At 56.3% G+C, this 24,356-nt stretch carries 25 protein-coding genes; 18 read left to right on the forward strand and 7 right to left on the reverse strand.

The window, feature by feature from the left end:
- Positions 1 to 130: 130 nt before the first annotated feature.
- Both J2D73_RS17895 and J2D73_RS17900 read right to left on the reverse strand, forming a co-directional pair.
- The gene (locus J2D73_RS17895; protein ID WP_207883580.1) at positions 131 to 1,159 is read right to left on the reverse strand and encodes an isocitrate/isopropylmalate dehydrogenase family protein; all 1,029 of its coding nucleotides are present in this window, start codon (positions 1,157 to 1,159) and stop codon (positions 131 to 133) included.
- Between the two features lie 73 nt (positions 1,160 to 1,232).
- On the reverse strand, positions 1,233 to 3,038 hold the full coding sequence (locus J2D73_RS17900) for an aminopeptidase P family protein (protein WP_207883581.1): 1,806 nt from the start codon (positions 3,036 to 3,038) through the stop codon (positions 1,233 to 1,235).
- Positions 3,039 to 3,288: 250 nt separating this feature from the next.
- Here J2D73_RS17900 and pqqA point away from each other — a divergent pair, with 250 nt between their 5' ends.
- The 7 genes from pqqA (at position 3,289) to J2D73_RS17935 (ending at position 8,545) form a co-directional block, all read left to right on the forward strand.
- The gene (gene pqqA / locus J2D73_RS17905) at positions 3,289 to 3,369 is read left to right on the forward strand and encodes a pyrroloquinoline quinone precursor peptide PqqA (RefSeq protein ID WP_010666882.1); all 81 of its coding nucleotides are present in this window, start codon (positions 3,289 to 3,291) and stop codon (positions 3,367 to 3,369) included.
- A 78-nt stretch (positions 3,370 to 3,447) separates the two neighbouring features.
- Entirely contained in the window at positions 3,448 to 4,350 is a 903-nt protein-coding gene (gene pqqB, locus J2D73_RS17910; RefSeq protein ID WP_207883583.1) for a pyrroloquinoline quinone biosynthesis protein PqqB, read from the forward strand.
- Entirely contained in the window at positions 4,347 to 5,084 is a 738-nt protein-coding gene (gene pqqC / locus J2D73_RS17915) for a pyrroloquinoline-quinone synthase PqqC (RefSeq protein WP_207883585.1), read from the forward strand. The genes pqqB and pqqC overlap by 4 nt, the downstream gene beginning before the upstream one ends.
- A 9-nt stretch (positions 5,085 to 5,093) precedes the next feature.
- Positions 5,094 to 5,378, forward strand: coding sequence for a pyrroloquinoline quinone biosynthesis peptide chaperone PqqD (pqqD, locus tag J2D73_RS17920; RefSeq protein ID WP_207883587.1), 285 nt, complete (start codon positions 5,094 to 5,096; stop codon positions 5,376 to 5,378).
- Entirely contained in the window at positions 5,375 to 6,460 is a 1,086-nt protein-coding gene (gene pqqE / locus J2D73_RS17925) for a pyrroloquinoline quinone biosynthesis protein PqqE (RefSeq protein ID WP_243430073.1), read from the forward strand. Before pqqD ends, pqqE begins: the two co-directional genes overlap by 4 nt.
- Positions 6,461 to 6,691: 231 nt before the next feature.
- Positions 6,692 to 7,033, forward strand: coding sequence for a helix-turn-helix domain-containing protein (locus J2D73_RS20910; RefSeq protein ID WP_243430074.1), 342 nt, complete (start codon positions 6,692 to 6,694; stop codon positions 7,031 to 7,033).
- A gap of 93 nt (positions 7,034 to 7,126) precedes the next feature.
- Complete coding sequence (locus tag J2D73_RS17935; RefSeq protein ID WP_207883589.1) at positions 7,127 to 8,545, forward strand: glycine-rich domain-containing protein; 1,419 nt, start codon at positions 7,127 to 7,129, stop codon at positions 8,543 to 8,545.
- A gap of 165 nt (positions 8,546 to 8,710) precedes the next feature.
- Here J2D73_RS17935 and J2D73_RS17940 read toward each other — a convergent pair whose 3' ends face one another.
- The 4 genes from J2D73_RS17940 to J2D73_RS17955 are packed head-to-tail and all read right to left on the reverse strand — an operon-like array spanning position 8,711 to position 12,979.
- Positions 8,711 to 9,289 carry a DNA-3-methyladenine glycosylase I gene (locus J2D73_RS17940; RefSeq protein WP_207883591.1) on the reverse strand — a complete coding sequence of 193 codons (579 nt, stop codon included), beginning with the start codon at positions 9,287 to 9,289 and terminating at the stop codon, positions 8,711 to 8,713.
- Complete coding sequence (locus J2D73_RS17945; RefSeq protein ID WP_207883593.1) at positions 9,286 to 9,789, reverse strand: GNAT family N-acetyltransferase; 504 nt, start codon at positions 9,787 to 9,789, stop codon at positions 9,286 to 9,288. The genes J2D73_RS17940 and J2D73_RS17945 overlap by 4 nt, the downstream gene beginning before the upstream one ends.
- Positions 9,789 to 10,700, reverse strand: coding sequence for a 50S ribosomal protein L11 methyltransferase (locus J2D73_RS17950; protein WP_207883595.1), 912 nt, complete (start codon positions 10,698 to 10,700; stop codon positions 9,789 to 9,791). Before J2D73_RS17950 ends, J2D73_RS17945 begins: the two co-directional genes overlap by 1 nt.
- Before the next feature lie 59 nt (positions 10,701 to 10,759).
- Entirely contained in the window at positions 10,760 to 12,979 is a 2,220-nt protein-coding gene (locus J2D73_RS17955) for a UvrD-helicase domain-containing protein (RefSeq protein ID WP_207883597.1), read from the reverse strand.
- 233 nt (positions 12,980 to 13,212) lie between these two features.
- Here J2D73_RS17955 and lipA point away from each other — a divergent pair, with 233 nt between their 5' ends.
- The 3 genes from lipA to J2D73_RS17970 all read left to right on the forward strand — a co-directional run bounded on the left by lipA (position 13,213) and on the right by J2D73_RS17970 (position 16,151).
- Positions 13,213 to 14,208: a lipoyl synthase gene (gene lipA, locus J2D73_RS17960; protein WP_207883599.1), complete on the forward strand. Its 996-nt coding sequence runs from the start codon at positions 13,213 to 13,215 to the stop codon at positions 14,206 to 14,208.
- Entirely contained in the window at positions 14,208 to 14,684 is a 477-nt protein-coding gene (locus J2D73_RS17965; RefSeq protein ID WP_086642983.1) for a type II toxin-antitoxin system RatA family toxin, read from the forward strand. Before lipA ends, J2D73_RS17965 begins: the two co-directional genes overlap by 1 nt.
- A 120-nt stretch (positions 14,685 to 14,804) precedes the next feature.
- On the forward strand, positions 14,805 to 16,151 hold the full coding sequence (locus tag J2D73_RS17970; protein WP_207883601.1) for a hypothetical protein: 1,347 nt from the start codon (positions 14,805 to 14,807) through the stop codon (positions 16,149 to 16,151).
- Positions 16,152 to 16,642: 491 nt separating this feature from the next.
- Here J2D73_RS17970 and J2D73_RS17975 read toward each other — a convergent pair whose 3' ends face one another.
- Positions 16,643 to 17,563 (reverse strand): LysR family transcriptional regulator, encoded by a 921-nt coding sequence (locus tag J2D73_RS17975; protein WP_207883603.1) that lies wholly within the window; start codon positions 17,561 to 17,563, stop codon positions 16,643 to 16,645.
- A 165-nt stretch (positions 17,564 to 17,728) separates the two neighbouring features.
- Between J2D73_RS17975 and J2D73_RS17980 the strand changes: the two genes are divergently transcribed.
- From J2D73_RS17980 to J2D73_RS18015, 8 genes are read left to right on the forward strand one after another with little or no spacing between them, the layout of a single operon-like run.
- Positions 17,729 to 18,190, forward strand: a complete 462-nt coding sequence (locus J2D73_RS17980) for a lipocalin-like domain-containing protein (protein ID WP_207883605.1) — start codon at positions 17,729 to 17,731, stop codon at positions 18,188 to 18,190.
- A 17-nt stretch (positions 18,191 to 18,207) separates the two neighbouring features.
- Positions 18,208 to 19,260: a [citrate (pro-3S)-lyase] ligase gene (gene citC, locus J2D73_RS17985; protein ID WP_207883607.1), complete on the forward strand. Its 1,053-nt coding sequence runs from the start codon at positions 18,208 to 18,210 to the stop codon at positions 19,258 to 19,260.
- Positions 19,257 to 19,553 (forward strand): citrate lyase acyl carrier protein, encoded by a 297-nt coding sequence (gene citD, locus J2D73_RS17990; protein WP_207883608.1) that lies wholly within the window; start codon positions 19,257 to 19,259, stop codon positions 19,551 to 19,553. Before citC ends, citD begins: the two co-directional genes overlap by 4 nt.
- Positions 19,550 to 20,416, forward strand: a complete 867-nt coding sequence (locus tag J2D73_RS17995) for an aldolase/citrate lyase family protein (protein WP_207883610.1) — start codon at positions 19,550 to 19,552, stop codon at positions 20,414 to 20,416. The genes citD and J2D73_RS17995 overlap by 4 nt, the downstream gene beginning before the upstream one ends.
- A gap of 11 nt (positions 20,417 to 20,427) precedes the next feature.
- Positions 20,428 to 21,945, forward strand: a complete 1,518-nt coding sequence (gene citF / locus J2D73_RS18000; protein ID WP_207883612.1) for a citrate lyase subunit alpha — start codon at positions 20,428 to 20,430, stop codon at positions 21,943 to 21,945.
- A gap of 23 nt (positions 21,946 to 21,968) precedes the next feature.
- Complete coding sequence (gene citX, locus J2D73_RS18005) at positions 21,969 to 22,502, forward strand: citrate lyase holo-[acyl-carrier protein] synthase (RefSeq protein ID WP_207883614.1); 534 nt, start codon at positions 21,969 to 21,971, stop codon at positions 22,500 to 22,502.
- Complete coding sequence (citG, locus tag J2D73_RS18010; RefSeq protein ID WP_207883616.1) at positions 22,499 to 23,377, forward strand: triphosphoribosyl-dephospho-CoA synthase CitG; 879 nt, start codon at positions 22,499 to 22,501, stop codon at positions 23,375 to 23,377. Before citX ends, citG begins: the two co-directional genes overlap by 4 nt.
- A complete protein-coding gene (locus tag J2D73_RS18015; protein ID WP_207883618.1) occupies positions 23,371 to 24,303 on the forward strand; it encodes an AEC family transporter in 933 nt (310 codons plus the stop codon). Before citG ends, J2D73_RS18015 begins: the two co-directional genes overlap by 7 nt.
- The last annotated feature ends 53 nt before the right edge of the window (positions 24,304 to 24,356 follow it).

The following is a 24,356-nucleotide window of genomic DNA, read 5'->3' on the forward strand; positions in this document are numbered from 1 at the left end:
TAAATATGGCTTATTTTCATCTATTTGGCCGACCAGGGCTGATGATGGGGCAATCAGGCTCCGTATACGACGAAGCCGCGCCGACAGATGTCGACGCGGCTTCAAAGTGGCTTGGCCGTGGCGAAGAAGCTTAGGACACCGCCTGCTTCAGCGCTGCGGTCAGATCCTTCGTTCCGGCGGTGCCGCCCAGATCGCGGGTGCGAACTTCACCGGCGGTGATGACCTTGGCGATCGCGGCGTCGATGCGATCAGCCAGATCCTGCCGACCGACGTGGCGCAGCATCATGACGGCGGCAAGCAGGAGCGCCAGAGGATTCGCAACGCCCTTGCCCGCGATGTCAGGCGCGGAGCCGTGGACGGCCTCGAAGATCGCGGCCTTCTCGCTGATGTTTGCGCCCGGGGCCATGCCCAGACCGCCGACGAGGCCCGCCGTCAGGTCGGAGAGGATGTCGCCGAACAGGTTCGTCGTCACGATAACGTCGAACTGCCACGGGTTTGTGACGAGCTGCATCGCGCAGGCGTCGACGATACGCTCGTCAACCTCAACGCGGCCCTTGTACTCTTCGGCGACCTTCCGGCCCTCTTCGAGGAACAGGCCGCACATCTGCTTGATGATGTTGGCCTTGTGGACCAGCGTCACCTTCTTGCGGCCGTTTTTCAGGGCGTAGTCGAAGGCGAAACGGACGATGCGGTTGCACTCTTTGCGGGAGAGGAAGCCGCCGCTCATCGCGATGGCGCGCGGATCGCCGTCCAGAGGGATCACATGCTCGATCGCCGCATAGTAGCCTTCGAGGTTCTCGCGGACGATCACAAGGTCGATGTTCTCGAAGCGGCTGCCCGGAATGATCGACTTCGTCGGACGCAGGTTCGAATAAAGGCCGAACTCCTGACGCAGCGTGACGTTAATGGACTTGAAGCCGCCGCCTACCGGGGTGGTGAGCGGGCCTTTGATGGCCAGGCCTGTCTTGCGGATGCTTTCGATCGTCTGCTTCGGCAGGGGGTCGTTGACGGCGTCAACGCCGGCCATGCCCGCCAGGTGGGCTTCCCAAGCGAACGGCGCGTCGACCGCGTCGAGGATTTCGACCACCGAATCCATAATCTCGGGGCCGATGCCATCGCCGGCGATCAGCGTGGCGGGGATAGTCTTGGTGTTCGTCATCTATAAGCTCCCTTGCATCCGCCGCCTGTTCTGCCTTGCATCGCGTCGGAGCGCGATGCGCAATCGCGTGTTTTCACTTCCTCTTGATGGGAGAGCAGGCATGCGCGAGCCACGACCGTTCGTCGGATGGCAGAAGCGGCCCAACGCTCGCGAGGACGTGAGCGTGATACGCGTCGAGAATCCGGGCGTCTTCCTCACCAAGAACGTCGATGTCGATCAGACGCTGATCAAAGGGCGCGAGAGTCAGCGTTTCGAATGAAAGGAAGGCTTTGCCGTCCGGACCGATCTCCGGTTCGCAGACCAGAAGCAGGGTCTCGAGTCTGATCCCGAAGGCGCCGGGCCGGTAGTACCCGGGCTCGTTGGAGACGATCATGCCCGGGGCCAGCGCGATAGCGTTAGGCGCCTTTGCGATTCTCTGTGGCCCTTCGTGAACCGAAAGGTAGCTGCCGACGCCATGACCGGTTCCATGGTCAAAGTCGAGTCTGGCCTGCCACAATGCGTAACGCGCAAGCGAATCGAGCGCATGTCCCGTGGTTCCGACTGGGAATACGGCGCGCGCCAGCAGCAGGTTACCCTTGAGAACGCGGGTAAAGCAGGATTTGATCTCCGCTGGCGGCTCGTTCGGGCCGGTCCAGACCGTGCGCGTGATGTCGGTCGTGCCGTCCGGATACTGCCCGCCGCTATCGATCAGGTAGACCATGTCTGCGCCGATCGGTCGGCTGGACTCCGGCGTCACCCGATAATGCATGATCGCGCCGTTCGGCCCTACGCCGGAGATCGCAGTGAAAGAATCGTCGCGATATTCCGGCGCCTCTGCGCGAAAAGCCTGTAGGCGGGCCGCGGCGTCCAACTCCGTGGAGCCAACGGCGGAGCTTTCGAGCCAGTGCAGAAAACGGCAGACCGCCACCGCGTCGCGGACGTGAGCCGTCCGCGCGCCCTCCTGCTCGACGCGATTTTTACGCGCACGCGGCAATGCGCACGGGTCGGGAACGTCGACAGTCTTGGCTCCGGCGGCGGTAAGGGTTTGCTCGAACCAGACGGGCGTTCCGGCTGGATCGAGAGCGACCGTCTTGCCGGATAGTGCGGACAACGCTTCGGTCAACTCTTTCGGTGCACGGATGCCGACCTCATTACCAAGCCATTGGCGAATTTCCGGGCTGAACTTCCGCTCGTCGATGAACAGGTCGACCCGCCCGTCGCGGTGAAGCAACGCGGTGCTGAGGGTTACGGGCGTACTGGGCACGTCAGTGCCACGGATGTTGAGCAGCCACGCAATGGACGTCGTGTCGCTGATGACTGTGACATCGTGCCCTGAGGCGGCAAGCGCCTCCGCCAGTTCCGCCCGCTTTTCGGTGCTGCTGACTCCGGAGAATTCCAGTGGCTGGATAATGGCCGGGGAGAGCGGTTCCGCCGGGCGATCGGACCAGATAGCGTCGATCAGATTGCGGGACGTGGGGACGAGTTCGATGCAGCTGCTTTGCAAGGCATCGCGCGCGGCGCGGCTCATCACGCGCGGGTCGTACCCTATTCGGGCCAACTCGCCCGATTGAGTCTGGGAGGACAGCCAGTCACGGGGCGGGGTCTCCGTGATATGCTGCTTTTCCCAAACGGAGGCGTCGACCTCGTCATCCATCTGGGTGATGTAGCGACCATCGGAAAAAACGGCGGCGTGCTCCTTCAAAATCGCGGCAACGCCGGCGCTGCCGGTGAAGCCGCTGATCCACGCCAGTCGCTCGGCGCTGGCCGGTACGTATTCTCCCAGATACTCGTCGCTCCTTGGGACGATCAGCCCGTCGAGCCCCTCTTCAGCGATAATGGCTCGCAAGGCGGTGAGCCGACGGGCGAGTTCGGTGGTTCGGGCCGGTGAAGCGTCGGGCATGGCGGTGGGTCAACTCCTGGTGCGGCAACAAAACGAGGTCGGGCGGGAAAGCGCCCCGTGACAAGACCCTAGAGCAAAGGGGAGAGGCGTGGCGATGTGTCGGGTCTGACCGTCTTTTCGTTGAGGGTGCTGTGAGCTGTTGAGCGTGGGATTAAGGAGTATTCGACAGAGTTCACGACTTCGTGACGCCATGCCGACAGGCGGCGGATTATAGTTCGCCGGAGTCTAACTTCGAAGGAGGATCACAGCTATGGCATGGAACACACCGAAGATCACCGAAGTGCCCCTGGGCGCGGAGATCAACAGCTATGTTTGCGGTCAGAAGAAGTAAGACCCGAGCACAGCGTTTAAGGTTTGAAACGCCGTCGGCGCCTCGCGCTGGCGGCGTTTTACGTTTATAGCCACCGGCATGCTTAAAGTGATTGTGCTAGGGGCTGCCGCCGGAGGCGGTTTCCCTCAGTGGAACTCCAATGCTTCCTCCTGCAATCGCGCGCGGTCGGGCGATCCCGCCGCGCCAGCCAGAACACAGGCGTCAATCGCTTTTTCTGGCGATGGAGAGCGGTGGCATGTGGTGAACGCTTCTCCCGATATCCGGCAACAGATCAACTCAACGCTGGAGTTGCAGCCGAAGCATGGGCTGCGGTCTACCCCCATCGCCAGCGTGGTTCTGACTGGCGCGGAGGTCGACACCATTGCGGGGTTGTTGACGCTCCGTGAGCGCGAACCGTTTGATCTGTTTGCGACGGCTCAGGTTCTTGAACAAATCGACGCAAATCCCATTTTTGAAGCTTTGAACCGGGGGATCGTTGGCCGCCACGCCATGGCGCTCGACGAGCCTTTGACGTTGCAGACTCTTGAGGCTCGCCTGTTCGCGGCTCCGGGGAAAGTGCCGCTCTATGCTGAGAAGGGCGAAAATCCGGCGGCCGTGGTTGAAAATGGCGAGACGACCGGGCTGGAAATCACCGATGGAGATGTTCGGGTGTTTTACATACCGGGCTGCGCGCGTATGACCGATGCGCTTTGCGAGAGGGTCAGGGGCGCGGACCTTGTGATGTTCGATGGCACGCTTTGGCAGGATGACGAAATGATCCGTGCTGGTCTGGGGCGGAAGACGGGGCGCCGTATGGGGCATATGTCGGTGAGTGGACAGGATGGCGTGATCGACGCCTTCAGCGATCTCGATGTGAAACGCAAGGTTTTTATCCACATCAACAATTCGAATCCCATCCTGCTGGCGGACTCGCCTGAACGGACGCAAGTGGAAAGCAATGGTTGGGACGTGGCTTTTGATGGCATGAGGATCGAGTTGTGAGCGACAGGCTTCTGACCCCGGACGAACTCGAGGCGGCTCTTCGCGCCATCGGCGCCGAGCGCTATCACAACCTGCATCCGTTTCACCGCGCGTTGCATGACGGCAGGCTGAGCAAGGCGCAGGTGCAGGCCTGGGCGCTTAACCGGTATTATTATCAGGCCCGTATTCCGGCCAAGGACGCCACGTTGCTTGCCCGGTTGCCGACTGCGGAACTGCGGCGGGAGTGGCGCCGCCGCATCGAGGATCACGACGGCACGGAGCCCGGAACGGGCGGCGTCGCGCGCTGGCTGCGTCTGACCGACGGGTTGGGGTTGGACAGGAACTATGTTGAATCGCTGGACGGTCTTTTGCCCGGCACGCGCTTCGCCGTCGACGCCTACGTCCATTTCGTCGGAGAGCGTTCGATACTTGAGGCGATTGCGTCGTCTCTTACCGAACTCTTCTCGCCGAACATCATCAGCGAACGTGTGTCGGGAATGCTGCGAAATTACAGCTTCATCACTGAGGAAACACTCGCCTATTTCACGCCGCGTCTCACGCAGGCGCCACGTGATTCTGACTTCGCGCTTTTTTATGTGAAGGAGCATGCCCGGACGGTGGAACAGCAGCAGGCGGTAATGGACGCGTTGCGCTTCAAGTGCGGCGTGCTGTGGTCGATGCTGGACGCTCTGGATTATGCATATGTGACGCCCGGCTTTGTCCCGCCCGGCGCATTCGCGCCGCACGCAGGGTAGGTCCACACGATGAGCGCTGACCTGGAGGCCAGAATTCCCAGTTTTCTGCGGGGCGTTCGTTTGCAGCGCGACAGGGTTCGCGACCAGTGGATCGTGCAGGCGCCGGAGCGCGCTTTCATTGTAGATTCTATCGCGGCTTCTATTCTTCAGCGCGTTGACGGAGACGCAACGCTGGCGATGATCATTGACGCTCTGGCGACGGCTTACGATGCGCCTCGAGACGTGATTGCGCGTGATGTAATCGACATGGTTGAGGAGCTGACGGCGCGTCAGGTTCTCGTGTGCAAATCATGACAATTCCGTTTCCTATGAGTCTTCTGGCGGAGCTGACGCATCGCTGCCCGCTTCAGTGTCCGTATTGCTCCAATCCGCTCGCGCTTGAAAACGTCAGGAACGAGCTTCCGACGGACGTGTGGATGCGTGTCCTGGACGAAGCGGCGGATCTAGGTGTTCTTCAGGCGCATTTTTCCGGTGGCGAGCCAATGGCGCGCAAGGATCTTCCAGAACTGGTGCGAAGGGCGGCGAAAGCAGGTCTGTATGTGAACCTGATCACGTCAGGTATTCTTCTGGATGAGGCGTCTTTCATACCGCTGGTCGATGCGGGCGTGGATCATGTTCAGCTTTCATTTCAGGACGTCACGCCGGAAGGCGCAGATCTGATAGGGGGCATGAAAAACGCACAGGCGCGGAAGCTGGAGGCGGCGCGGGTGATTGTCGCTCAGGGCGTGCCGCTGACGTTGAATTTTGTTGTTCATCGTCTGAATGTGGAACGTATTCCGCAGATGTTCGATCTGGCGGAGGAATTGGGTGCGCGCCGGGTGGAAATCGCTCACACGCAGTATTACGGCTGGGGTTTGAAGAATCGCGCGACGCTCCTGCCAACGCGGGCGCAACTTGAGCAGAGCGAAAGGGACGTCGCTTCCGCGCGAGCGCGCTTCGGCGGGGAGATGGCGATAGACTTCGTCACGCCGGATTATTATGCGGACGAGCCCAAGCCGTGCATGGGTGGCTGGGGCCAGCGCTTCATCAACATCAGCCCAACCGGTCGTGTGCTGCCCTGTCACGCCGCGGAAACGATTCCGGGTGTCAGCTTCCCAACGGTTCTTGAGGATAGTCTTGAATCCATCTGGACAAAGTCAGATTTGTTCAACCGCTTTCGCGGCGTAGACTGGATGCCTGCGCCGTGCCGCACGTGCGACAGGCGAGAGGAAGACTGGGGTGGTTGCCGGTGTCAGGCTCTTGCCTTGCTGGGAGACGCGACCGCCACCGACCCGGTTTGTCGCCGCTCACCAGACAGAGGTCTGATCGACGCCGCGATCGCCGAGAGCGCCGATGCGCCGCTGGTTTATCGCCGTATGAGTAATCATAAATCTTAATAAAGGGATTTCTTGACTTCACGGTGTGTTGTGAGTTTCGTCGGATCATCCGACGAAACTGGGTTGGAAGCAGCGTAAAGCTGGCGCGGCTTTGCTGATGGCCGGTTGAGGGGACGCTGCCTTCTTTCAAGGGCAGCAAGGCGTCGTTCGCCTGTGGTTACGTGATCGGATGTTTCCGGCATTGTCCGCTATCGAACGTTTTTTCATCACTGCTCGTTAGGGACGTTCAATATGCAGGTGCGGTCGCGTTTGGCCGCTCCGGGCATAGCTGATTTTATCGGGAATAATCGCTGCCTGGACGTCAGCAGCATGTGCGCGGAATTTGGGGCGACCCGAAGGTTGCGGTCATTTCATTTCGCCGGAAAGATTCAGATGATTGAAGTTTCTTCCAATGATATTTTTAAAAAATACTGTTCTGTTAAGCAATTTTGTGAAATATTTGGTATTGGTAGAACGTCTTGCTACAAGTTGCTCGCAGAGGGAAAAATTTCGGCGGTCAAGTTCGGAGACAGAACGCTGATTGAGATTGCTCAGGCCGAGAAATATTTCAAGAACCTCCCTCTGTACTGCTAATAAATATTTCCAAGAATTTCTGCGGTGCCGGTTATGCTGGCCTTAATCACGATTTCCATAAAATTTTCCTTTTATAGTGGATTTAAAGACACCATGGATCGCGTAATCGTTTATCCAGGTCAGGTGATATCCGATACTGACACGCTTATCGCTCAACGCAACACTGAAATTGCTATAGGAAACGCACTTAGCGCAACAATCGGAACGGCGGGGCCTTTTGCCGTCGGGTTCGCTGCGACGTGCAGCGGGCAGGATCTTGTCGTTACTGTTGCGAGTGGGCACATCAACGAAGTCACCGTTATTGACGCTGATGCATATGGATCTCTGGCGGCGGACAGCGCGCAGGTTGTCCGGCAATATGTGAGCTCCGGAGCCTCCTTCACGCTCAGCGCTACGAGCGCAGCCCAGACGTTTTATATTTCTGCAACGTTGTCATCAGCAGATACGAACGCAACGTTGTTGCGTTATGTCGATGCGTCGGACGACAGTCTGACGCTTGCGGGACAGAATGGAGACGGCGCTTCACAGGCGACGATCAGGGCGGCGGTCGCTACTCTGGAGGTTACGACAGCGCCCCCGGTTGATGGCGGCATTCTGATCTGGAGCGTTGTGCTGCCTGCGAATGCGACTGCGGTGACGCAGTCCATGATTTCTCTGGCCAATAGTGCGCTGTTTTATCCCACCATTCCGCAATTGGCGCCAAAAGATTCGCCGCTGTTCACTGGTTCGCCGCGTGCGCCGACGCCGACTGCAGGCGATCAGTCCACTTTACTGGCCACGACCGCTTTCGTTGGGTCCTGGGCTTCCGGAAATCTTTTGAGCATTCAGTCTTATGTCGGTCCGTCTGCGACGGCGGGCGGTGCGAATACATTTTCGCTCAGCGTTCAGTCGCGCTGCAAGAGGGTCATCATTGCTATGTCGGCAGGCGGCGGCGGGGGCGGCGGTTGTCCGACCTGTACTGCTACGCAGGCGGGAATCGGCGGCGGCGGCGGCGCCGGCGCTTATGCTTTGCTGGCGATCGACCCGTCGCTTGTCTCGTTCCCCCTGACCGTATCGCTTGGTTGCGGTGGTCGGGGCGGGCAGTCTTCCGCAGGCGCGATGAGCGGTAACAGTGGTGGTCCTTCGTCCATAGGCAGCTTCGTAACGCTCGGCGGCGGTTTCGGGGGCGTGATTGGCACAGGATCCGGAGAGGCTGTGATCGGCGGTGCGGGCGTGGGCGGAAACCCGCAGGTTGTTACGACATCAGGCGTCACCGTTATCGTATCGTCCAAGGGACAGGGCGGGCAGTCAGGGCTTGCTGTTGGCATTTCCGAAAATTATTTCTTCGGATATGGCGGTATGGGAGGCAATCGTTCTCCCTATAGTGGCGGAGAGGAAGCTGGAGCGGGCCAGACCGGTAATGCGGGCGAATTGGGTTCGGGCGGCTCCGGCGCTTGCGTGTCTCCGGGCACAACTTATCAGAATGGCGGTGATGGAGGGAGCGGGTGGATGGTCGTCATGCAGTATGGATGACGCGGCCTCGTTTGGGATTTGGCTGACGTAAGCTATGTTTTCCTGTGTGCCCAGTTAGCACGCAGTCTGGAGTGTAGTTCAAGCTGTTCCGGGGAGCGTTGTTTTGAGGCGGATTATCGAACTGACAACTCAAGTCGGGTCGCGATAGTTTCAAAAAAAATGCGCCTAGGCGTGCTTCACGCGGTTTGCTTCGCAGCGAAAGCAGTTCGGGTCATGGTCGTCCACCATGCCCACGGCCTGCATCCACGCATAGACGACCACCGGTCCGACGAAGCGGAACCCGCGCGCTTTCAACGCCTTCGACATAGCAACGGATGCGGGCGACTGGGCAAGGACGACGCCCGTCCTGTTTACAATTGGCGCGTCGGGAACCATGCCCCATGTGAAAGCGGCGAAATCCTCGCCTTTCTCGCGCATGGCGAGATAGGCCTGCGCGTTGCCGATCGCGGCCTCTATCTTCGCCCGCGCGCGGATGACGCCGGGATCGCCCATCAGGCGTTCGACATCCTCAGGCCCGAAGCGCGCTACGATCTCTGGATCGAAACCACGAAAGGCCGCGCGCAGGGTTTCCCGGCGGCGAAGCACGATGAGCCATGACAGCCCAGCCTGAAACCCTTCGAGCATGAGGGTTTCCCATAGCGCCCGGCTGTCCCGCACCGGCTCGCCCCACTCCTCGTCGTGATAGACGCGCAGAAGGTCGTTCGTTTCCGCCCACCGGCAACGAAAAGGGGCGGGAGCGGTCATGGCGTCGACAGGCGGCGATACATGAACAGAAGATCCAGCCAGCCACCGAACTTCGTTCCGACCTCGGGCATTACCCCGGCGTGCTCGAAGCCGCAGCGTTCATGGAGCGCGATTGACGCCGCATTGTCCGCAGTAATCGCGGCCACCATCACGTGAAGTCCGGCTCGTTGCGCTTCGGCGATCAGCGTGTCCAGCAGTGCGCGCCCCACGCCTTTGCCCTGTGATTCCGGGTGGACGTAGACGGAATGTTCGACCGTATGGACGTAACCTTCGTAAGGGCGGAACGCTCCGTATGACGCGAAGCCAAGGGTCTTTCCGTTTTCTTCTGCAATAATTACGGGAAATCCGTCACGCTGTCGCTGTTCGAACCAGGAGAGGCGCTGTTCCAGCGTCATCGGCGTGGAGACCCAAATGGCGGTTGTCTCGTTGATCGCCTGATTGGTCAGCCACAGGATGTCGGCGACATCCTCGGTCGTCGCTGGTCGCGTCGTGACGGTCATCAGGGTTTCCTGTCGTAGGGTTTGCGGAGGATCAGCGTGCCCCAGTCGCCCTCGCGCAGGTGCTTCTCAAGAACCAGCCCCTGTCGCCGGTGAGCAGCGAGCACCATGCGGACCTGCTTGTTCAGCAACCCGGCGAGAATGGCGATGCCGCCGGGCGCCAGATTGGCCGCCAGGCTATGGGCCATCAGGCAGAGCGGGCGGGCGAGGATGTTGGCGAACACCAGATCGTATGGCGCCGCGTGGCGGATCGCTGGCGTGGACCACCCGTTGCCGAGGCGGCAGGTGACGCGGCGTGACAACTGGTTGCGCGCGGCGTTTTCCGCCGAGACGCGCACCGACCATGGATCGATGTCGGTCGCCAGAACCGGTCGCTTCAGCAGCGCGGCGGCGCCCATGGCGAGAATGCCGGAGCCGCAGCCGAGATCGAGAATGCGGCGGGGTTTGCGATATGCGATCAGCTCCAGTGCGCGAAGGCACCCGCGCGTGGAGCCGTGCTCCCCCGACCCGAAGGCGACGCCCGCGTCGAGCGTGATGGTGATGCGCCCGGCCTCTGGGGCGGTATCAAGGTGCGATCCCTGCACGAGGAAACGCTCTCCCACCGGTTGGGCTGGAAAGGATTCATAGGTGCGCGCCAGCCACCCTTCAGTCTCGGTGCGCGTCCGCTCCAGCGTGGCGTCTTCACCGCTGGTCAGCGCCGCGATCGCCAGAGCCGACGCGAGTTCCTCTTCGCCATACCCCACGTCCTTCACGCCCTCGACGCGCCAGAAGCGTTCAGCCTCGTCGACTTCGAAGATGCCGACAGTCGTGCAGATCATGCCGATGGCGCTCTCATACGCCTCGACAGACGCCTCGTGGACAGTCACGGCGATGGTCTCAAGCTCGGTCGCGTGCCGCCGGCGCGTGACAGTCATGGAAGGCTCCTTGCTGGTGAACGGGACAATGATCAGGCGAATTACACGAAAAACAGCGTTTAGTCGGGCGCGAGTTCGAGGTACGACGCCATGACGCGGCGGGACCCGGATTTTTCGAACGCAACCTCGGCTGCGCCGCGATCGGCGTCTATCACGACGCCATAGCCGAATTTCTGGTGAAACACGCGTGAGCCTATTTCAAGCGTCGGTGCTTCGGCGGCCAGCGCCTCCGCCAGCTTGCGGCGTTTGGCGACAAGCGGGGACAGGGATGTGGATCCGCCGTCCGAAAAAACGCTGGTGCTGAAATAGCCGCTGTAATCGCGTCGGGCCTGCCGGGAGGCGACCTCGCCTTCGCGCTCGACATACTCGTCAGGCAATTCGTCGAGGAAGCGGCTTGGCGTTGATTCCTGCCAGTTCGCGTAGATACGCCGGTTGGCCGCGTGCAAGATGATCGCCCGATGGCGGGCGCGAGTGACGCCCACGTAGGCGAGGCGGCGCTCTTCCTCCAGCCCCTTTTCGCCGCCCTCATCGAGCGTGCGCTGGGAGGGAAAGACGCCTTCCTCCCAGCCGGGGAGAAACACCGTGTCGAATTCGAGGCCTTTCGCGCCGTGCAGGGTCATCACGGAGACGCGGGCTTCTTCCGCCGCGCCTTCCGCGTCCATGACGAGCGCAACATGCTCCAGAAATTCACCCAGCGATCCGAAATCCGCCAGCGCACGTACAAGTTCCTTGAGGTTTTCCAGACGGCCGGGCGCTTCAGGAGACGTGTCGTTGCGCCACATGTCGAGATAGCCGCTTTCTTCAAGCAGCGCGCCGACCGCGACCACGTGGCCCTCGCGCTCCACCAGTGTCCGCGCCTCGTCGAGCCTGTCGAGCAGGGCTGCGATGTTTTCGGCCGTCTTGCCGCGCATCGCACCGCCGCCGATCAGGTCGCGCGCCGCCTGCGTCAACCCCATGCGGGCAGGGCGGGCGGCGGCGTGCAGCTTCTGTAACGCCGCTGGTCCGACGCCACGTTTCGGCGTGTTGACGATGCGCTCGAACGCCAGATCGTCCGCCGGGTGGTGCATGACGCGCATATAGGCCATTGCGTCGCGAATTTCGGCGCGTTCGTAGAAACGCAGGCCGCCGACGATACGATAGGGGATGCCGGTCTGGACCAGCCGTTCCTCGAAGGCGCGGGTCTGGAACCCTGCGCGAACGAGAATGGCGAATTCGCCGAGCGCGTGCCCGTCGCGTCGCCAGGCTTCGATACGTTCACATACGGTTCGCGCTTCGGCGTCGGAATCCCATACGCCGACAATGCGAACCGGTTCGCCTTCGGCGTCGTCGCGTCCGGGACGAAGGGTCTTGCCCAGACGTCCGTCGTTATGGGCGATCAGCCCGGACGCGGCGCCAAGAATCTGGGCTGTGGAGCGGTAGTTGCGTTCGAGGCGCACGATCTTCGCGCCGGGAAAGTCGGTCTCGAAGCGCAGGATGTTTTCGACCTCGGCGCCGCGCCAGGAATAGATCGACTGATCGTCGTCTCCGACGCAACAGATGTTGGACGATCCGTCCGGGCGCTTGGCGAGCAGACGGAGCCAGAGATACTGGATCGTATTGGTGTCCTGATACTCGTCCACCAGAATATAGCGGAAAGAGCGTTGATATTGTTCCAGCACGTCGGGGCGCGAGCGAAGGATCTCCGTCATATGGAGCATCAGGTCGCCGAAATCGCAGGCGTTGAGTTCCCGCAGCCGCGTCTGGTAGGCGGCGTAGATCGCCCGCGCGTTGCCGTCGGCGTATTCCGTATCTTCGGAGGGCGTAACCCGCTCGGGCGTCAGGCCGCGGTCCTTCCAGCGATGGATGACGCCAAGGAGGCCTGGCAGGGGCCATCTTTTCACGTCGACGCGCCATGGCTCGACGACCTGCTTCAGCAGGCGGAGCTGGTCGTCGGTGTCGAGGATCGTGAATGAACTTGTCAGTCCGACATAATCGGCGTGACGCCTCAACATACGCGCGCACAACGCGTGGAACGTGCCGAGCCAGAGCCCTTCGACCGGCTCCCCCAGCAACGTCGCGATGCGTTCGCGCATTTCGCGCGACGCCTTGTTGGTGAAGGTGACGGCGAGAATCTGCCACGGCTTCGCTCGTCCCGACAGGAGGATATGGGCGAAGCGGGTGGTCAGGACGCGCGTCTTGCCGGTTCCCGCGCCTGCGAGGACGAGCAGCGGCCCTTCCGTCGTTTCAATGGCGGCGCGTTGTTCCGGGTTCAGGCGATCGAGATGGGATGGCGTAGTCACCCAGACACTATAGAATGGCCGAAGGCGGGAGCCAAACGACGTGAGCGCGCTCGGCCAAGCGCTCAAGCTTGCGTGCGCGGCCTTGCGTCCGAGCGCTGTCGGACGGCGGAATTCCGCGGTTTGTGAGCGTCTGGCGCGCGGCGGCGCGGTCTTGCGGTCCAGTCGGCGCTTGACGATCGACGCCCGCCGCCGCACTTCTCAGTCTGGACTGGCGTTGCGGCAACTGGGGTCTCATGAGCACTCGCGTTCTGATCGATCATCGTAAGAGCGGCGCTGGCGCGCGGCATCCCGAGAAGGCGCATCGGCCCGACAATCCGATTGCGCGTAAGCCGGACTGGATACGGGTCAAGGCGCCGAATCATCCGACCTACCACGAGACACGCAAGCTGATGCGTGACAACAAGCTCGTGACGGTCTGTGAAGAGGCTGCGTGCCCGAACATCGGCGAATGCTGGACGCAACGTCACGCGACCATGATGATCATGGGCGAGATCTGCACGCGCGCCTGCGCTTTTTGCAACGTCACGACCGGCCTGCCGAACGCGCTGGATCATGACGAGCCGCAGCGGGTGGCCGATGCGGTCGCCAAGCTCGGTCTGCGCCATGTCGTCATCACCTCTGTCGACCGCGACGATCTGCGCGATGGTGGAGCAGAGCATTTCGCCCAGGTGATCGCGGCAATACGCCTTGCGTCGCCGGAAACGACGATCGAGATTCTGACCCCTGACTTCCTGCGCAAGCCCGGCGCGCTGGAAGTGGTCGTCGCGGCGAAGCCGGACGTGTTCAACCACAACATCGAGACGGTGCCGCGTCTGTATCCGACCATCCGCCCAGGCGCCCGCTATTATCAGTCGCTGCGCCTGCTCGATCGCGTCAAGCAGATCGATCCGTCGATTTTCACGAAGTCCGGCCTGATGCTCGGGCTTGGCGAAGAGAAGATGGAACTGGCGCAGGTGATGGACGATTTCCGCATCGCGGACGTCGATTTCATCACGATGGGTCAGTATCTGCAGCCCACAGTGAAGCATGCGGCCGTCGCCCGGTTCGTGACGCCCGATGAGTTTGGCGAGTACGCGACGATGGCGCGGGTAAAAGGCTTCCTGCAGGTCAGCGCGACCCCGTTAACGCGCTCTTCCTATCACGCCGACGCGGATTTCGCCGCCCTGCGCTCTGCACGCGAGGCGCTGCTCCGTGACAGGAAGACAGCGCCGGGGGTGGACGCTGTCTGATGCCTACGCATGCCGAGCGGCGGGTTCTTAATTACACCCCTGAAGAAGTTTTCGACCTTGTTGCGGATGTTGGGCGCTATCCGCAGTTTCTTCCATGGTGCGTCAATGTGCGCGTGCGTACACGCACGACGAGCGAGCTTGTCGCGGATCTGACCGTTGGTTTCGGGCCGTTTCGTGAGACGTTCACGTCGCGTGTGTCGCTTGACCGGCCAAAATGTATCCGAGTGACCTATGAGAAGGGGCCATTTCGGTATTTGAACAACGTCTGGACATTTTCGCCCGATCCGAACGGTTGTTTGGTCGATTTCTTTGTCGACTTCGAATTTCGTTCGAGATTGTTGCAGGCGGCGATCGGCGTGGTGTTCAACGAGGCTGTACGCTTGATGGTCTCGGCATTCATTCGTCGTGCGCGAGAGGTTTATGGACCGTCGCGGTTCACCGGCCCTTCGGCAGTGGGCGCTCCAGTCTCCCGTTGAGATCATTAATCTTCTGAATCTGACGATTGTAACGCAATTACAATAGCAGCTTACGATAATGTGTCGTTAAAATGCGCACCGAGTTGTGAAAACGGTCCGACAGACAGCGGGAGAGACAGGATGGTCAGCACGATCGGCGGCAGTTCCGCGTGGGGAACCATCAATGCAGGGCCGCGAAAGGTAGGGGCTCTGGAAGCGGCCTTCACGCCTGGAATGACGTTGACGACCGCACCGGACTGTAAGGCCATTGTCGAGCGCATCATCAAACATAAGAGCGTGATGGCGGAGCGTGGCGACATTAATCAACGCATCATCGACTATTGTGATTATTCTTCGCAGGTATTTAGCATTATCGGGTTCGCGAGCTTTTTCGGCAAGACCCCGGATCAGGTGGCCACGGCATTCAATATGTCCTCATCCGGCCTAGGAGTCTTTACAGCATTCGAAGATGCATACACTCGCGTTCGTGGGTACTGCAAAGGCGGATGGGCTCACGCCACGATCTATGGCGACGCCAAAATATATATTCCCAACCCTTATCTCAGCATGGAGCCGTACAAGGGAGCGCAGTCTTCAACGCCATACAACACCATTTCGTATTTCAAGCGTCGTTCGAAGCGACAGACGGCAAGTTCTCTGGCGTCGCTGTTAAGTATTTTTCTGCGCCCAAAAACTGTCGTCGACGTCGCGCAGTTGACCAAGGCGATACTGTCGCTCACGAGTACTTCCGTAAAACGCTATAAACTTCACAATATCCAGTTAGATGCGGGTGAAGATAAAAAACTGAAAGACTCCTTGAATAACGTAAAGGAATCAAAGACAAAAAAAATCTTCAAAAAGACGGCTGATTTCTTCGCCGGAGCTTCCCCGCATGGCGCTGGCCTCGTCTACGGGCAGGGGGTGGATATCAGCACCGTCGCCAAACAGGTCGGCGGAGGTGTGCAGATTGCGGCCAGCACATATAAATCTCTCGATAAACTCTCCCCGGATTGGCTGAAATTCTTCAAAAAAATCTTCGATCAGGAAAATCACAACAGCCCGGTTCCGTCGGATGAATCGACGAATATCTACGTGGCTGCGGCTTACATTCATTTTCGTGCGACGATCGAACAGGCTGGGTTCAATCACGATCTGGACCAGAACACGACCGGGGCTGCGCGTCGGCATATTCCTCAGCAATCCCAGCAGGAGGCGCAATACCTGGCTCGCAACAAGGGTGCTGGAGGGCTTCTGACGCGGCATTTCGCGAAAACAGCCTATCAGGCGCAGCGACGTGATGTCGTGGAGCAGGCGGGGGCGAGTTACGCCAAAGAAGAGGCCGGGCGGGCCGATGCCGGGCCAGCCACCCGCATTATCAAGACGGTGTTCAGTTCCACCTATGGCAGTCAGGGACATCAATATGATTGGCTGGCTTTGATCGACGAACCTGAAGGTTGGTTGGCGCTAGCCAACAAGCTTTCGATTTGAAGGGTGAAGCGGGTAGTTTTAGGTCCGTGTAGCGGAGGAGATCTAAAGTAGGCCCAATGGGGTAGTGTCGACACCGACTGTCTGCGCTGCTGTAATGTAGAGCGGCGCGAATACTATGTCGCGCGCGGATACGATGAAATCCAACGCCTAATGGCATTCTTCACGGACAAAGTTATACGCCGGGGTGGGGCTCGCGGATTGCAATTACGACGCTCCATGTAGTTTTGTGGATCAAGGCAATGGCATCGACTGGCGCAAGGAACTTGATGAGTTAAACGGAATAGAGCCTTCGATACAAAACTGAAAATTTGCGAGTAAATTACCAGAGAAGTGTGAAGTAAAGACGTCACGCTCGTAGCAAGGTCGTGCTCAGTCGCTCCGACGATATCCTTCTAATGCATCGTCGAACGCGACACGAAAGATACCGAGGCAACTGCTTCTCATGCATTTGCCTCATTCCAATTATCATCCGAGCTTGGAGAAAGTTGTTTCTAAGTGTCACCACTTTGAATTGCATCTCTTATATAGACACGTAATTCGTCAAGAAGTAATCTTACGCTCAATTTTACATAGTCGCGGGACGGAAGAACGGCATACAAAGAAACAGCTTCCCCTGTATAGGCAGGAAGAACATGTACAAGGCTTCCGGATTTAAGGCTGTCTTGTGCATCCCAAAGTAATTTGTAGGCAATTCCTTTGCCGGAAATTGCCCAATCGTGAATTATTTCCGCGCTAGTACTACTCAATTTTGGAGTAACATTTACTACCTGCGAATGGGTATCACTTTCTAACGCCCATTGGCTGATGGGTTCCATCGTCTTATACCGACGCAGACAGAGGCACGTATGCAATTCCAAGTCTTGTGGCGTGACCGGTGCTCCAAATTTTTGAATATAGTCAGGTGACGCGCAAAGAACTCTAAAAGTGGATGCGATTTTTGTAACTATTGCACTTGGAGATTCAGGTAGTCCGACGCGAATAATTATATCAAGGTAATCGTCGAAATTATAAGATCCTTCGGATGCGACAGCCAAATTCAGTAAAAGCTCCGGGTGTTTTTCGCCAAATTTAGCGATGAAGGGCGCTAACTTATTCCTCCCGAGTTCGAGAGGGGCCCCGATAGAAAGCGCGCCTCTTAGAAGCTGATCGGATGTCATTATTTCAGCTTCGAGACGCTCCGCTCCAGTCACTAGTTTAAGGCCGCCGTCGTAGTATAGCTGGCCGGCGTCACTCAAATGAAAGTGCCTGGTGTTTCGGATTATCAGAGTCACGCCGAGGCGTTCTTCAATCCGCCTTAACCTGCGGGAAACAGCTGCGGGCGAGACGCCAAATCTACCAGCTGAAACAGTCACACCGCCTGCTTCCACCAACTGCACAAAGAAGCTCAAATCGGTCACGTCGTCCAAAGCCATAAATGCACCCTCCCGCCTGACAAACTTGAAGCTTCTTTAACCACTAGGAGAGTGAAAATTTAATTGCGTCCAACGCAACATGTATTTGCGTCACAGCACTGTGGCAAAAGATGTCTGGCTGAGTAAGGTGCGTGCCAACCGGAACAGAATGCACAGGCGGTGAGCATGAGCGTCTCCCTTCAGACATCTGCGAGCAACGAGATGTCGCTTGAAAGAGCGATAATTGGGACGTGGCAGTTGGTGTCGTACCAGGTTGAACTGCAAGCCACCGGCGAATTTATAGACGCTATGGGCGAGGAGCCTCGAGGTCGGGTGATTTTTACGGCTGACGGGTGGGTGGCGTTTAACCTGGAGGGGACTGGCCGCGAGCCAGCTAGGTCAGATCAAGACCGCGCGCACCTCATGAACACGCTGGTTGCATACATCGGCCGGTATCGGATTGAGGGAAAGCAGTGGGTGACGACTGTCCAGACTGCATGGGCGCCTGAATGGGTGGGAACGGAGCAACGACGGACGGTTAAAATTTCTGGAAATATCGCTGAGGTAGTCACGCCGTGGCGGAAGATGCCAAACTGGGCGGCCGATCAGATGTCCAGAAGTATCATTAAATTTTCTCGAGCGACGTGAAGACATCGAATTAGCTCATGATAACAAGAGGCGATCCTCGAATAGATGTGGTGGATGGCGAAAGGCTGGAATCCGTCCGGCCTCAGCTTGAAGCGTTTCTGTCCACAAATCACCTGAAATTAGATAGCGGCGTAAACACTTTCGTTGTTGCGTACGATCACGGTGACGGACGCATTGTGGGCTGCGCCGGCCTCGATCGAAATATAGTCAAGTGCGTCGGCGTAGATGAGTCATTTCGCGGATCGGGTTTGAGTCTGAAGATAGGAACTGAAGTCGTCAAATTTGGTCTTGGTGATGGGTATGATGATTTCTTTCTGTACACAAAATACGAAAATTCGCGACTATTTCGCGGGTGGGGATTTTCTCCGATTATCGAAATTCCTGAACAGGTCTCGTTTATGGAGTTTAACCCGGCCAGGTTATCCAGTTATCTCGCTAAGCTGAGTTTAGAAAAAAAATCGGGATCTCGGATCGGCAGTGTGGTGATGAATGCTAATCCGTTCACAAACGGTCACCGTTATCTGGTTGAGCAGGCGAGTAAGGAATGTGATTGGGTGCACGTGTTTCTTGTGAAAGAAAATGCGTCGCTTATACCGTACGATGATCGGCTGATGTTGGTTCGCGCAGGTATATCTGACCTTCCAAATGTAATCGTACACGCAGGTTCAAACTACATAATATCGCGGGCAACCTTTCCGCAGTATTTTCTAAAAAATGCCGCAGAGATCAATGAACAAGCATCAGCAGTTGACGCGCTTCTATTTCGGAAATACATCGCGCCAACTCTTGATATAGATGTTCGATATGTAGGCACTGAGCCAATAGATAAGACTACGGCGATGTATAATCGTGTGTTGATGAAGTATTTGTACACTTATCCTTACGATAGCCGCCCGATAAAGTTAAAGGAAATAAAGAGGCTGGAATACGGGGACACGATAGTGTCGGCAACGGCAGTCAGAGCGCTTCTAAGCAAAAGGAACTTTGATGAAATTAAAAAAATAGTCCCTGAAACAACTTTGTCATTTTTAAGAAATTTCGATACGCTGCGAGAGGATCGAGCTGCATGAAGATAATAAAAAAAGGGATGGCTGGGACGTTGGAATCCAGCGATGTTCTTGTCGTTATTTCACCAAATAACGATATCGGATTGAAACTTGTTTTACAAAGCAAGGTTGAAAAGCAATTCGGGTCGGCGATCAGAATGTGTGTGAAAAATACTTTAGCAATGTGCGGGGTGAGCGACGCGGTCATCGAAGTAAGGGACCAGGGCGCCTTGGAATGTGTAATCAAGGCCCGCGTCGAAGCAGCAGCATATAGAGCAGCGGGTGAAACCAACTCAAGGTTTGAGGTGCCGTCATGAAACTTCGTCGCAGCATGATGTTCATTCCCGGTGATAATGCAGGAATGTTGTCGAATTCATATATCTATAAGCCTGATTCTGTGATGTTCGACCTCGAAGATGCGGTCAGCCTGACAGAGAAGGATTCCGCGAGACTGTTAGTATTTAACACGCTCAAAGCGAATTTATACACAGGGATCGAAACCGTTGTACGCATCAATGGGGTGGAGACACCTTTTTGGGAGCAAGATCTCGATATGGCGGTCAGAGGGGGCGTCGAGGTCATCCGCCTGCCTAAAACTGAAAATGTTTCAGAAGTAAGAGAAATAGAAAAAAAATTAGAAATAATAGAAAAAAATTGTGGGCGAAATGTAGGGGAAACAAAAATAATTGCGGCAATTGAATCGGCAATAGGAGTCGTAAATTCTGTCGCCATAGCGGCCTGCACACCAAGAATGGTTGCCATTGCATTGGCTGGATTTGACTATCTGGTCGATATGCAGACGTCGCGTAGTTCCGGCAGTGAGCCTGAATTATTTTATGCTCGCGCGGCAGTTTTACATGCGGCTCGGGCTGCGAAGATAGACGCATTCGATGTTGCTTACGGGGATGTCAATGACGAAGAAGGATTTTTGCGCGAAGTGAAAATCGCAAAAAATTTAGGATTTAATGGGAAATCTCTGATTCATCCGCGTCAGATTGAACTTCTTCATAAGGCTTACGCGCCCCCAAAAGAAGCCGTCGACCATGCAGAAAAAGTTATTCAGGCTGCAAAAGACGCACGGGAGAAGGGATTAGGAGTTGTATCTCTGGATGGCAAAATGATTGATCCGCCTGTCATACACGAAGCGGAGCGTGTTCTTCTACTGGCACAAAACTCTTAAGGCTTATTGACATGGCATATGATAAGCAACGCGCTGACGTTTATGCGCAAGAACACTCACTGCAAAAATTCGAGGGGGTTTTTGAGAATTCTCCCCAATTGAAAAAGAAATCTGACAAACGTCACAGAAAATTACTTCCTTCACTTGAAGATGCTGTCAAAGCGTCTGGGTTATGCGACGGCGGAACCATATCCTTCCATCATGCCTTTCGCGAAGGCGACAAAGTCGTCATGCAGGTAGTAAAAGTCCTGTCTGACATGGGGTTCAAGAATTTGACCATTGCGTCCAGTTCGCTCCTGAACTGTCACGACGGTCTTGTCGAATACATAAGATCCGGCGTGATCACGCGGATATTTACGTCTGGTTTGCGTGGGGAGTTGGGAGAGGCGATTTCGAATGGATTGATGGACGTCCCAGTTCAGGTGCACTCACACGGAGGACGAGTCCATCTCATTCAAACAAGGGAAATTTCGATCGATGTTGCGTTTCTTGGGGTTGCTTCAGCAGACGAATTTGGCAACGCAAATGGCAGCCACGGCGAATTGAGTTGCGGCTCTCTGGGGTACGCAAAGGTGGACGCCCAATATGCAAAGTACGTTATCGCGTTAACACAGGAACTGGTCGATTTTCCAAATTACCCTGCCAGCCTTTCCCAAGACGAAGTTGATGCGGTTGTAGCGACTGAAGCGGTTGGCGACCCATCTCTCATTAGCGTTGGGGCTGCGCGCCTTACAAAAAATCCTCGTGACTTGCTTCTTGCACGCATTGCGGCGTCGGTTATTGAGAACTCTCCGTCATTTAAAGACGGTTTTTCATTGCAAACGGGATCGGGCGGCGCTGCTACGGCCACCACCATTTTTCTAGGCGAAAAAATGGTGGAGAAAAATATCAAGGCTAGCTTCGCGCTTGGTGGGATAACTGGTCCGATCGTTGATCTTCTCAATAAAGGCATGATCGGCGCGATCGCGGACGTACAATCGTTTGATGTCGTTGCAGCTCAATCACTGAGAGACAATACGGCGCATACTGAAATTTCAGCTAACGAGTATGCAAACGCGTCATCGAAAGGCGCATATGTAGATCGGGTTGATGTAGTGTTACTGAGCGCACTCGAGGTTGATACGGCGTTTAACGTGAACGTTCTGACGGGCTCGGATGGGGTCCTGCGGGGAGCGTCTGGCGGGCACTGCGATGTCGCGGCGGCCGCAAATTTGACGGTGATAGTCACGCCTTTATTGCGTGCCCGCATGCCGTGCGTGGTGGACACGGTCAACACGGTAGTAACTCCGGGGGAGACGGTTGACGTCGTCGTCACGGATCATGGCATTGCGGTCAATCCGAATAATCCTGATCTTGAGAAAAGACTGCACGATGCGAAATTGCCTATCATGAAAATCGAGGAACTGCGTGATCTTGCGATCAAGCGGGCAGGAGCCCCGTCGCCGATCGAGTACACCGATAAGGTTGTGGCTGTGGTGCGCTATCGCGATGGTAGTGTCGTGGACGTAGTCCGTCAGGTGGCGCAATAATACGTTTCTCGGAGATACCCTGGATGATCAAGGGCCCGAGCAGGTTGAATTTGATTTTGCAAGCTCGAGAGGAGAGGGCCGAAAGGCAGGCGCTTCTTCTTGAGCAATTCGGGTTACCTATCATATCCGCAACAATCGTATCGCCCGGTCCTCATAAGAACAGCGAACTAATTTCCAATCTTTTCGCTGAATGTAATAATTGGATTTATAAATTTTTCGGCGATCGGGACATGGAAATCGTGCAGTGTGACGTCACTTATTCCGATGCGGGACCCGATAGTCAGTTTTTGATCCAGGGCGGAAGTTTAGCCCAAATTAAACGAATAACGGTGGCGATTGAGGACAGTCATGCTCTCGGGCGTTTGTGGGATATCGATGTCATAGGGCCTGGTATGACGGTAGTATCCCGTGCGCAATTTGATTTGCCACCACGAAAGTGCTTGTTATGCGCCGAAAATGCACACGAATGTTCCCGCGGACGTGTGCATTCGTTCCATGCGTTGAATGAGCGCATGCATGCAATTTACGCCGACTTCAAATCGTGCGGTCGGCAATGAATGTTCTCCAGTTTACATCGAATCTGGCGCGAAGTTGCCTTCTGAGCGAGATTAACCTGACTCCGAAGCCTGGGCTCGTTGATCGAGAAAACTGTGGTGCTCACACAGATATGGATTATGGTCTATTCATCGACAGCATTGAGGCAATTTCGCCGTTCTTCGGGAGTTTTTTTTCTTGCGGTGAACGCACCCGTGGAGCGTCCGCGTCAGATACACTGAGTCTGCTTAGAACGTGTGGACTGACGTGTGAGCGAGCGATGTTTTCGGCAACCGGGGGCGTTAACACTCACAAAGGCGCAATTTTCTCATTGGCGCTTTTGTGTGGTGCAGTTGGTCGTCTTGCAAACACGAAGTTGCAATGCCACGGGTTCGATATTTGTAACGAGGTATCAACTCTATGTTCCGGAATTGTTGCGCGGGATCTTGGGAACGCAAGACACAAAATCAACAAGACTGCGGGTGAAATAATTTATTTGCGTTACGGATTTGCGGGAGCGCGTGGAGAGGCTGAATCCGGTTTCGCTACAGTTCGGAAGCATTCTCTACCAACATATAATTACGCTATTCTGAATGGCGCTTGTAAAGAAGACGCTGCCTTGGGCGCCTTGTTGAGCTTGATGGCGCATAACGAAGACACGAATGTGATTTGTAGATCTGGTCTTTCTGGATTGAAATTTGTTCAGGCGAAAGCGTCTGATATCCTGAATACATTCTATTCAGGAAATTTCCTTAAATTCCGGAGCGAGCTGCGCGATTTAGACGATGTGTTCGTCGCTAGGCGCATCAGCCCGGGCGGTAGTGCGGATTTGCTGTCGGTCACGCTGTTTCTTGCGCACATCGAGGCAATTTCGCCGGAAAGAGAGAGATTATGCTAGAGACGATATGTGGAGCTATTTTTCCGGTCGTTCTATCGATGATGCTTGGGTACCTTGGCGCGCGGCTAGGGATGTTCAACAGAGAACACGCGACCGCCATCAATCGGATGGTAATTAAGTTTGCTCTTCCTATGGACCTATTTGTGGGTATTTCAAGAATTGATCGGAATCAAATTCTAAATTCGGGAGGTTTCGCATCGATTATTATAGGGTGGATGGTAGGCAGCTTTTTTCTCACTTACTTATTTTCTCGTTTCGTATTCAAGCGCTCGATCTCTCTTGCAACCCTACAAGCGCTCGCGGTGGGTAATCCATCAGTTCCTTTTGTGGGCTCAGCTGTCCTTGGGTTCCTTTTTGGAGGAAAGAGCGCTCTTGCGGTCTCTGTCGCCAGTCTTGCCATTAACGTAATATTGATTCCGGTAGTATTTTTCCTTCTCGCTGGCGATAACAAGGAAACCATGGGTGATTCAGAAAATTGGATTTCTCATTTGATTTCGGCGTTTAGGCAACCCGTTGTAGTGGCGCCTATGGCCGCCTTTTTTTGGGTTTTGTCGGGTATTCCCATTCCGAAATTAATCGACACTTCATTTATTATGCTTGGAAAAACGACCGGCGGCGCAGCAATGTTTGCCGCTGGAATTTTACTGTGCTTAATGAAGCCCATTTTGAACAAGATGGTGATAACATCGGTCGCGATTCGTAATGTTATTGTCCCTGCTGTCGCGTGGGGTTTGGCGATAGCGGCCCACTTACCCTCCTTCTACTTAGGCGAGACGGTCCTGACATTCGCCATGCCATCGGCGTCAGTTATTGTAATTCTATCCAGTCAAATAAACAAGGGAGAACGCGAAGCTGCGTCGACTGTGTTTTTTTCGACGATCGTGGCAATTGTTACTATGGGGGTGTTAATCGCGCTAACGGCTTAGAGCCTGTTTAGAAAATCACGGGTGAGCATTTCTGCGCATGAGATTGGCGCCCA

The sequence above is a fragment of the Acetobacter sacchari genome (assembly GCF_017377715.1).
Lineage (GTDB): Bacteria > Pseudomonadota > Alphaproteobacteria > Acetobacterales > Acetobacteraceae > Acetobacter > Acetobacter sacchari.

Coding starts and splice junctions, on each gene's coding strand:
- pqqA (WP_010666882.1), top strand. CDS start 3,289: ATGGCATGGAACACACCGAAGATCACCGAAGTGCCCCTGGGCGCGGAG.
- citX (WP_207883614.1), top strand. CDS start 21,969: ATGATCAAGGGCCCGAGCAGGTTGAATTTGATTTTGCAAGCTCGAGAG.
- pqqB (WP_207883583.1), top strand. CDS start 3,448: ATGCTTAAAGTGATTGTGCTAGGGGCTGCCGCCGGAGGCGGTTTCCCT.
- J2D73_RS17950 (WP_207883595.1), bottom strand. CDS start 10,700: ATGACTGTCACGCGCCGGCGGCACGCGACCGAGCTTGAGACCATCGCC.
- J2D73_RS20910 (WP_243430074.1), top strand. CDS start 6,692: ATGCAGGTGCGGTCGCGTTTGGCCGCTCCGGGCATAGCTGATTTTATC.
- citC (WP_207883607.1), top strand. CDS start 18,208: ATGATAACAAGAGGCGATCCTCGAATAGATGTGGTGGATGGCGAAAGG.
- J2D73_RS17995 (WP_207883610.1), top strand. CDS start 19,550: ATGAAACTTCGTCGCAGCATGATGTTCATTCCCGGTGATAATGCAGGA.
- citG (WP_207883616.1), top strand. CDS start 22,499: ATGAATGTTCTCCAGTTTACATCGAATCTGGCGCGAAGTTGCCTTCTG.
- pqqE (WP_243430073.1), top strand. CDS start 5,375: ATGACAATTCCGTTTCCTATGAGTCTTCTGGCGGAGCTGACGCATCGC.
- J2D73_RS17900 (WP_207883581.1), bottom strand. CDS start 3,038: ATGCCCGACGCTTCACCGGCCCGAACCACCGAACTCGCCCGTCGGCTC.
- lipA (WP_207883599.1), top strand. CDS start 13,213: ATGAGCACTCGCGTTCTGATCGATCATCGTAAGAGCGGCGCTGGCGCG.
- J2D73_RS17980 (WP_207883605.1), top strand. CDS start 17,729: ATGAGCGTCTCCCTTCAGACATCTGCGAGCAACGAGATGTCGCTTGAA.
- J2D73_RS17895 (WP_207883580.1), bottom strand. CDS start 1,159: ATGACGAACACCAAGACTATCCCCGCCACGCTGATCGCCGGCGATGGC.
- J2D73_RS17945 (WP_207883593.1), bottom strand. CDS start 9,789: ATGACCGTCACGACGCGACCAGCGACGACCGAGGATGTCGCCGACATC.
- J2D73_RS17965 (WP_086642983.1), top strand. CDS start 14,208: ATGCCTACGCATGCCGAGCGGCGGGTTCTTAATTACACCCCTGAAGAA.
- J2D73_RS17935 (WP_207883589.1), top strand. CDS start 7,127: ATGGATCGCGTAATCGTTTATCCAGGTCAGGTGATATCCGATACTGAC.
- J2D73_RS17970 (WP_207883601.1), top strand. CDS start 14,805: ATGGTCAGCACGATCGGCGGCAGTTCCGCGTGGGGAACCATCAATGCA.
- J2D73_RS18015 (WP_207883618.1), top strand. CDS start 23,371: ATGCTAGAGACGATATGTGGAGCTATTTTTCCGGTCGTTCTATCGATG.
- citF (WP_207883612.1), top strand. CDS start 20,428: ATGGCATATGATAAGCAACGCGCTGACGTTTATGCGCAAGAACACTCA.
- J2D73_RS17975 (WP_207883603.1), bottom strand. CDS start 17,563: ATGGCTTTGGACGACGTGACCGATTTGAGCTTCTTTGTGCAGTTGGTG.
- pqqD (WP_207883587.1), top strand. CDS start 5,094: ATGAGCGCTGACCTGGAGGCCAGAATTCCCAGTTTTCTGCGGGGCGTT.
- citD (WP_207883608.1), top strand. CDS start 19,257: ATGAAGATAATAAAAAAAGGGATGGCTGGGACGTTGGAATCCAGCGAT.
- J2D73_RS17940 (WP_207883591.1), bottom strand. CDS start 9,289: ATGACCGCTCCCGCCCCTTTTCGTTGCCGGTGGGCGGAAACGAACGAC.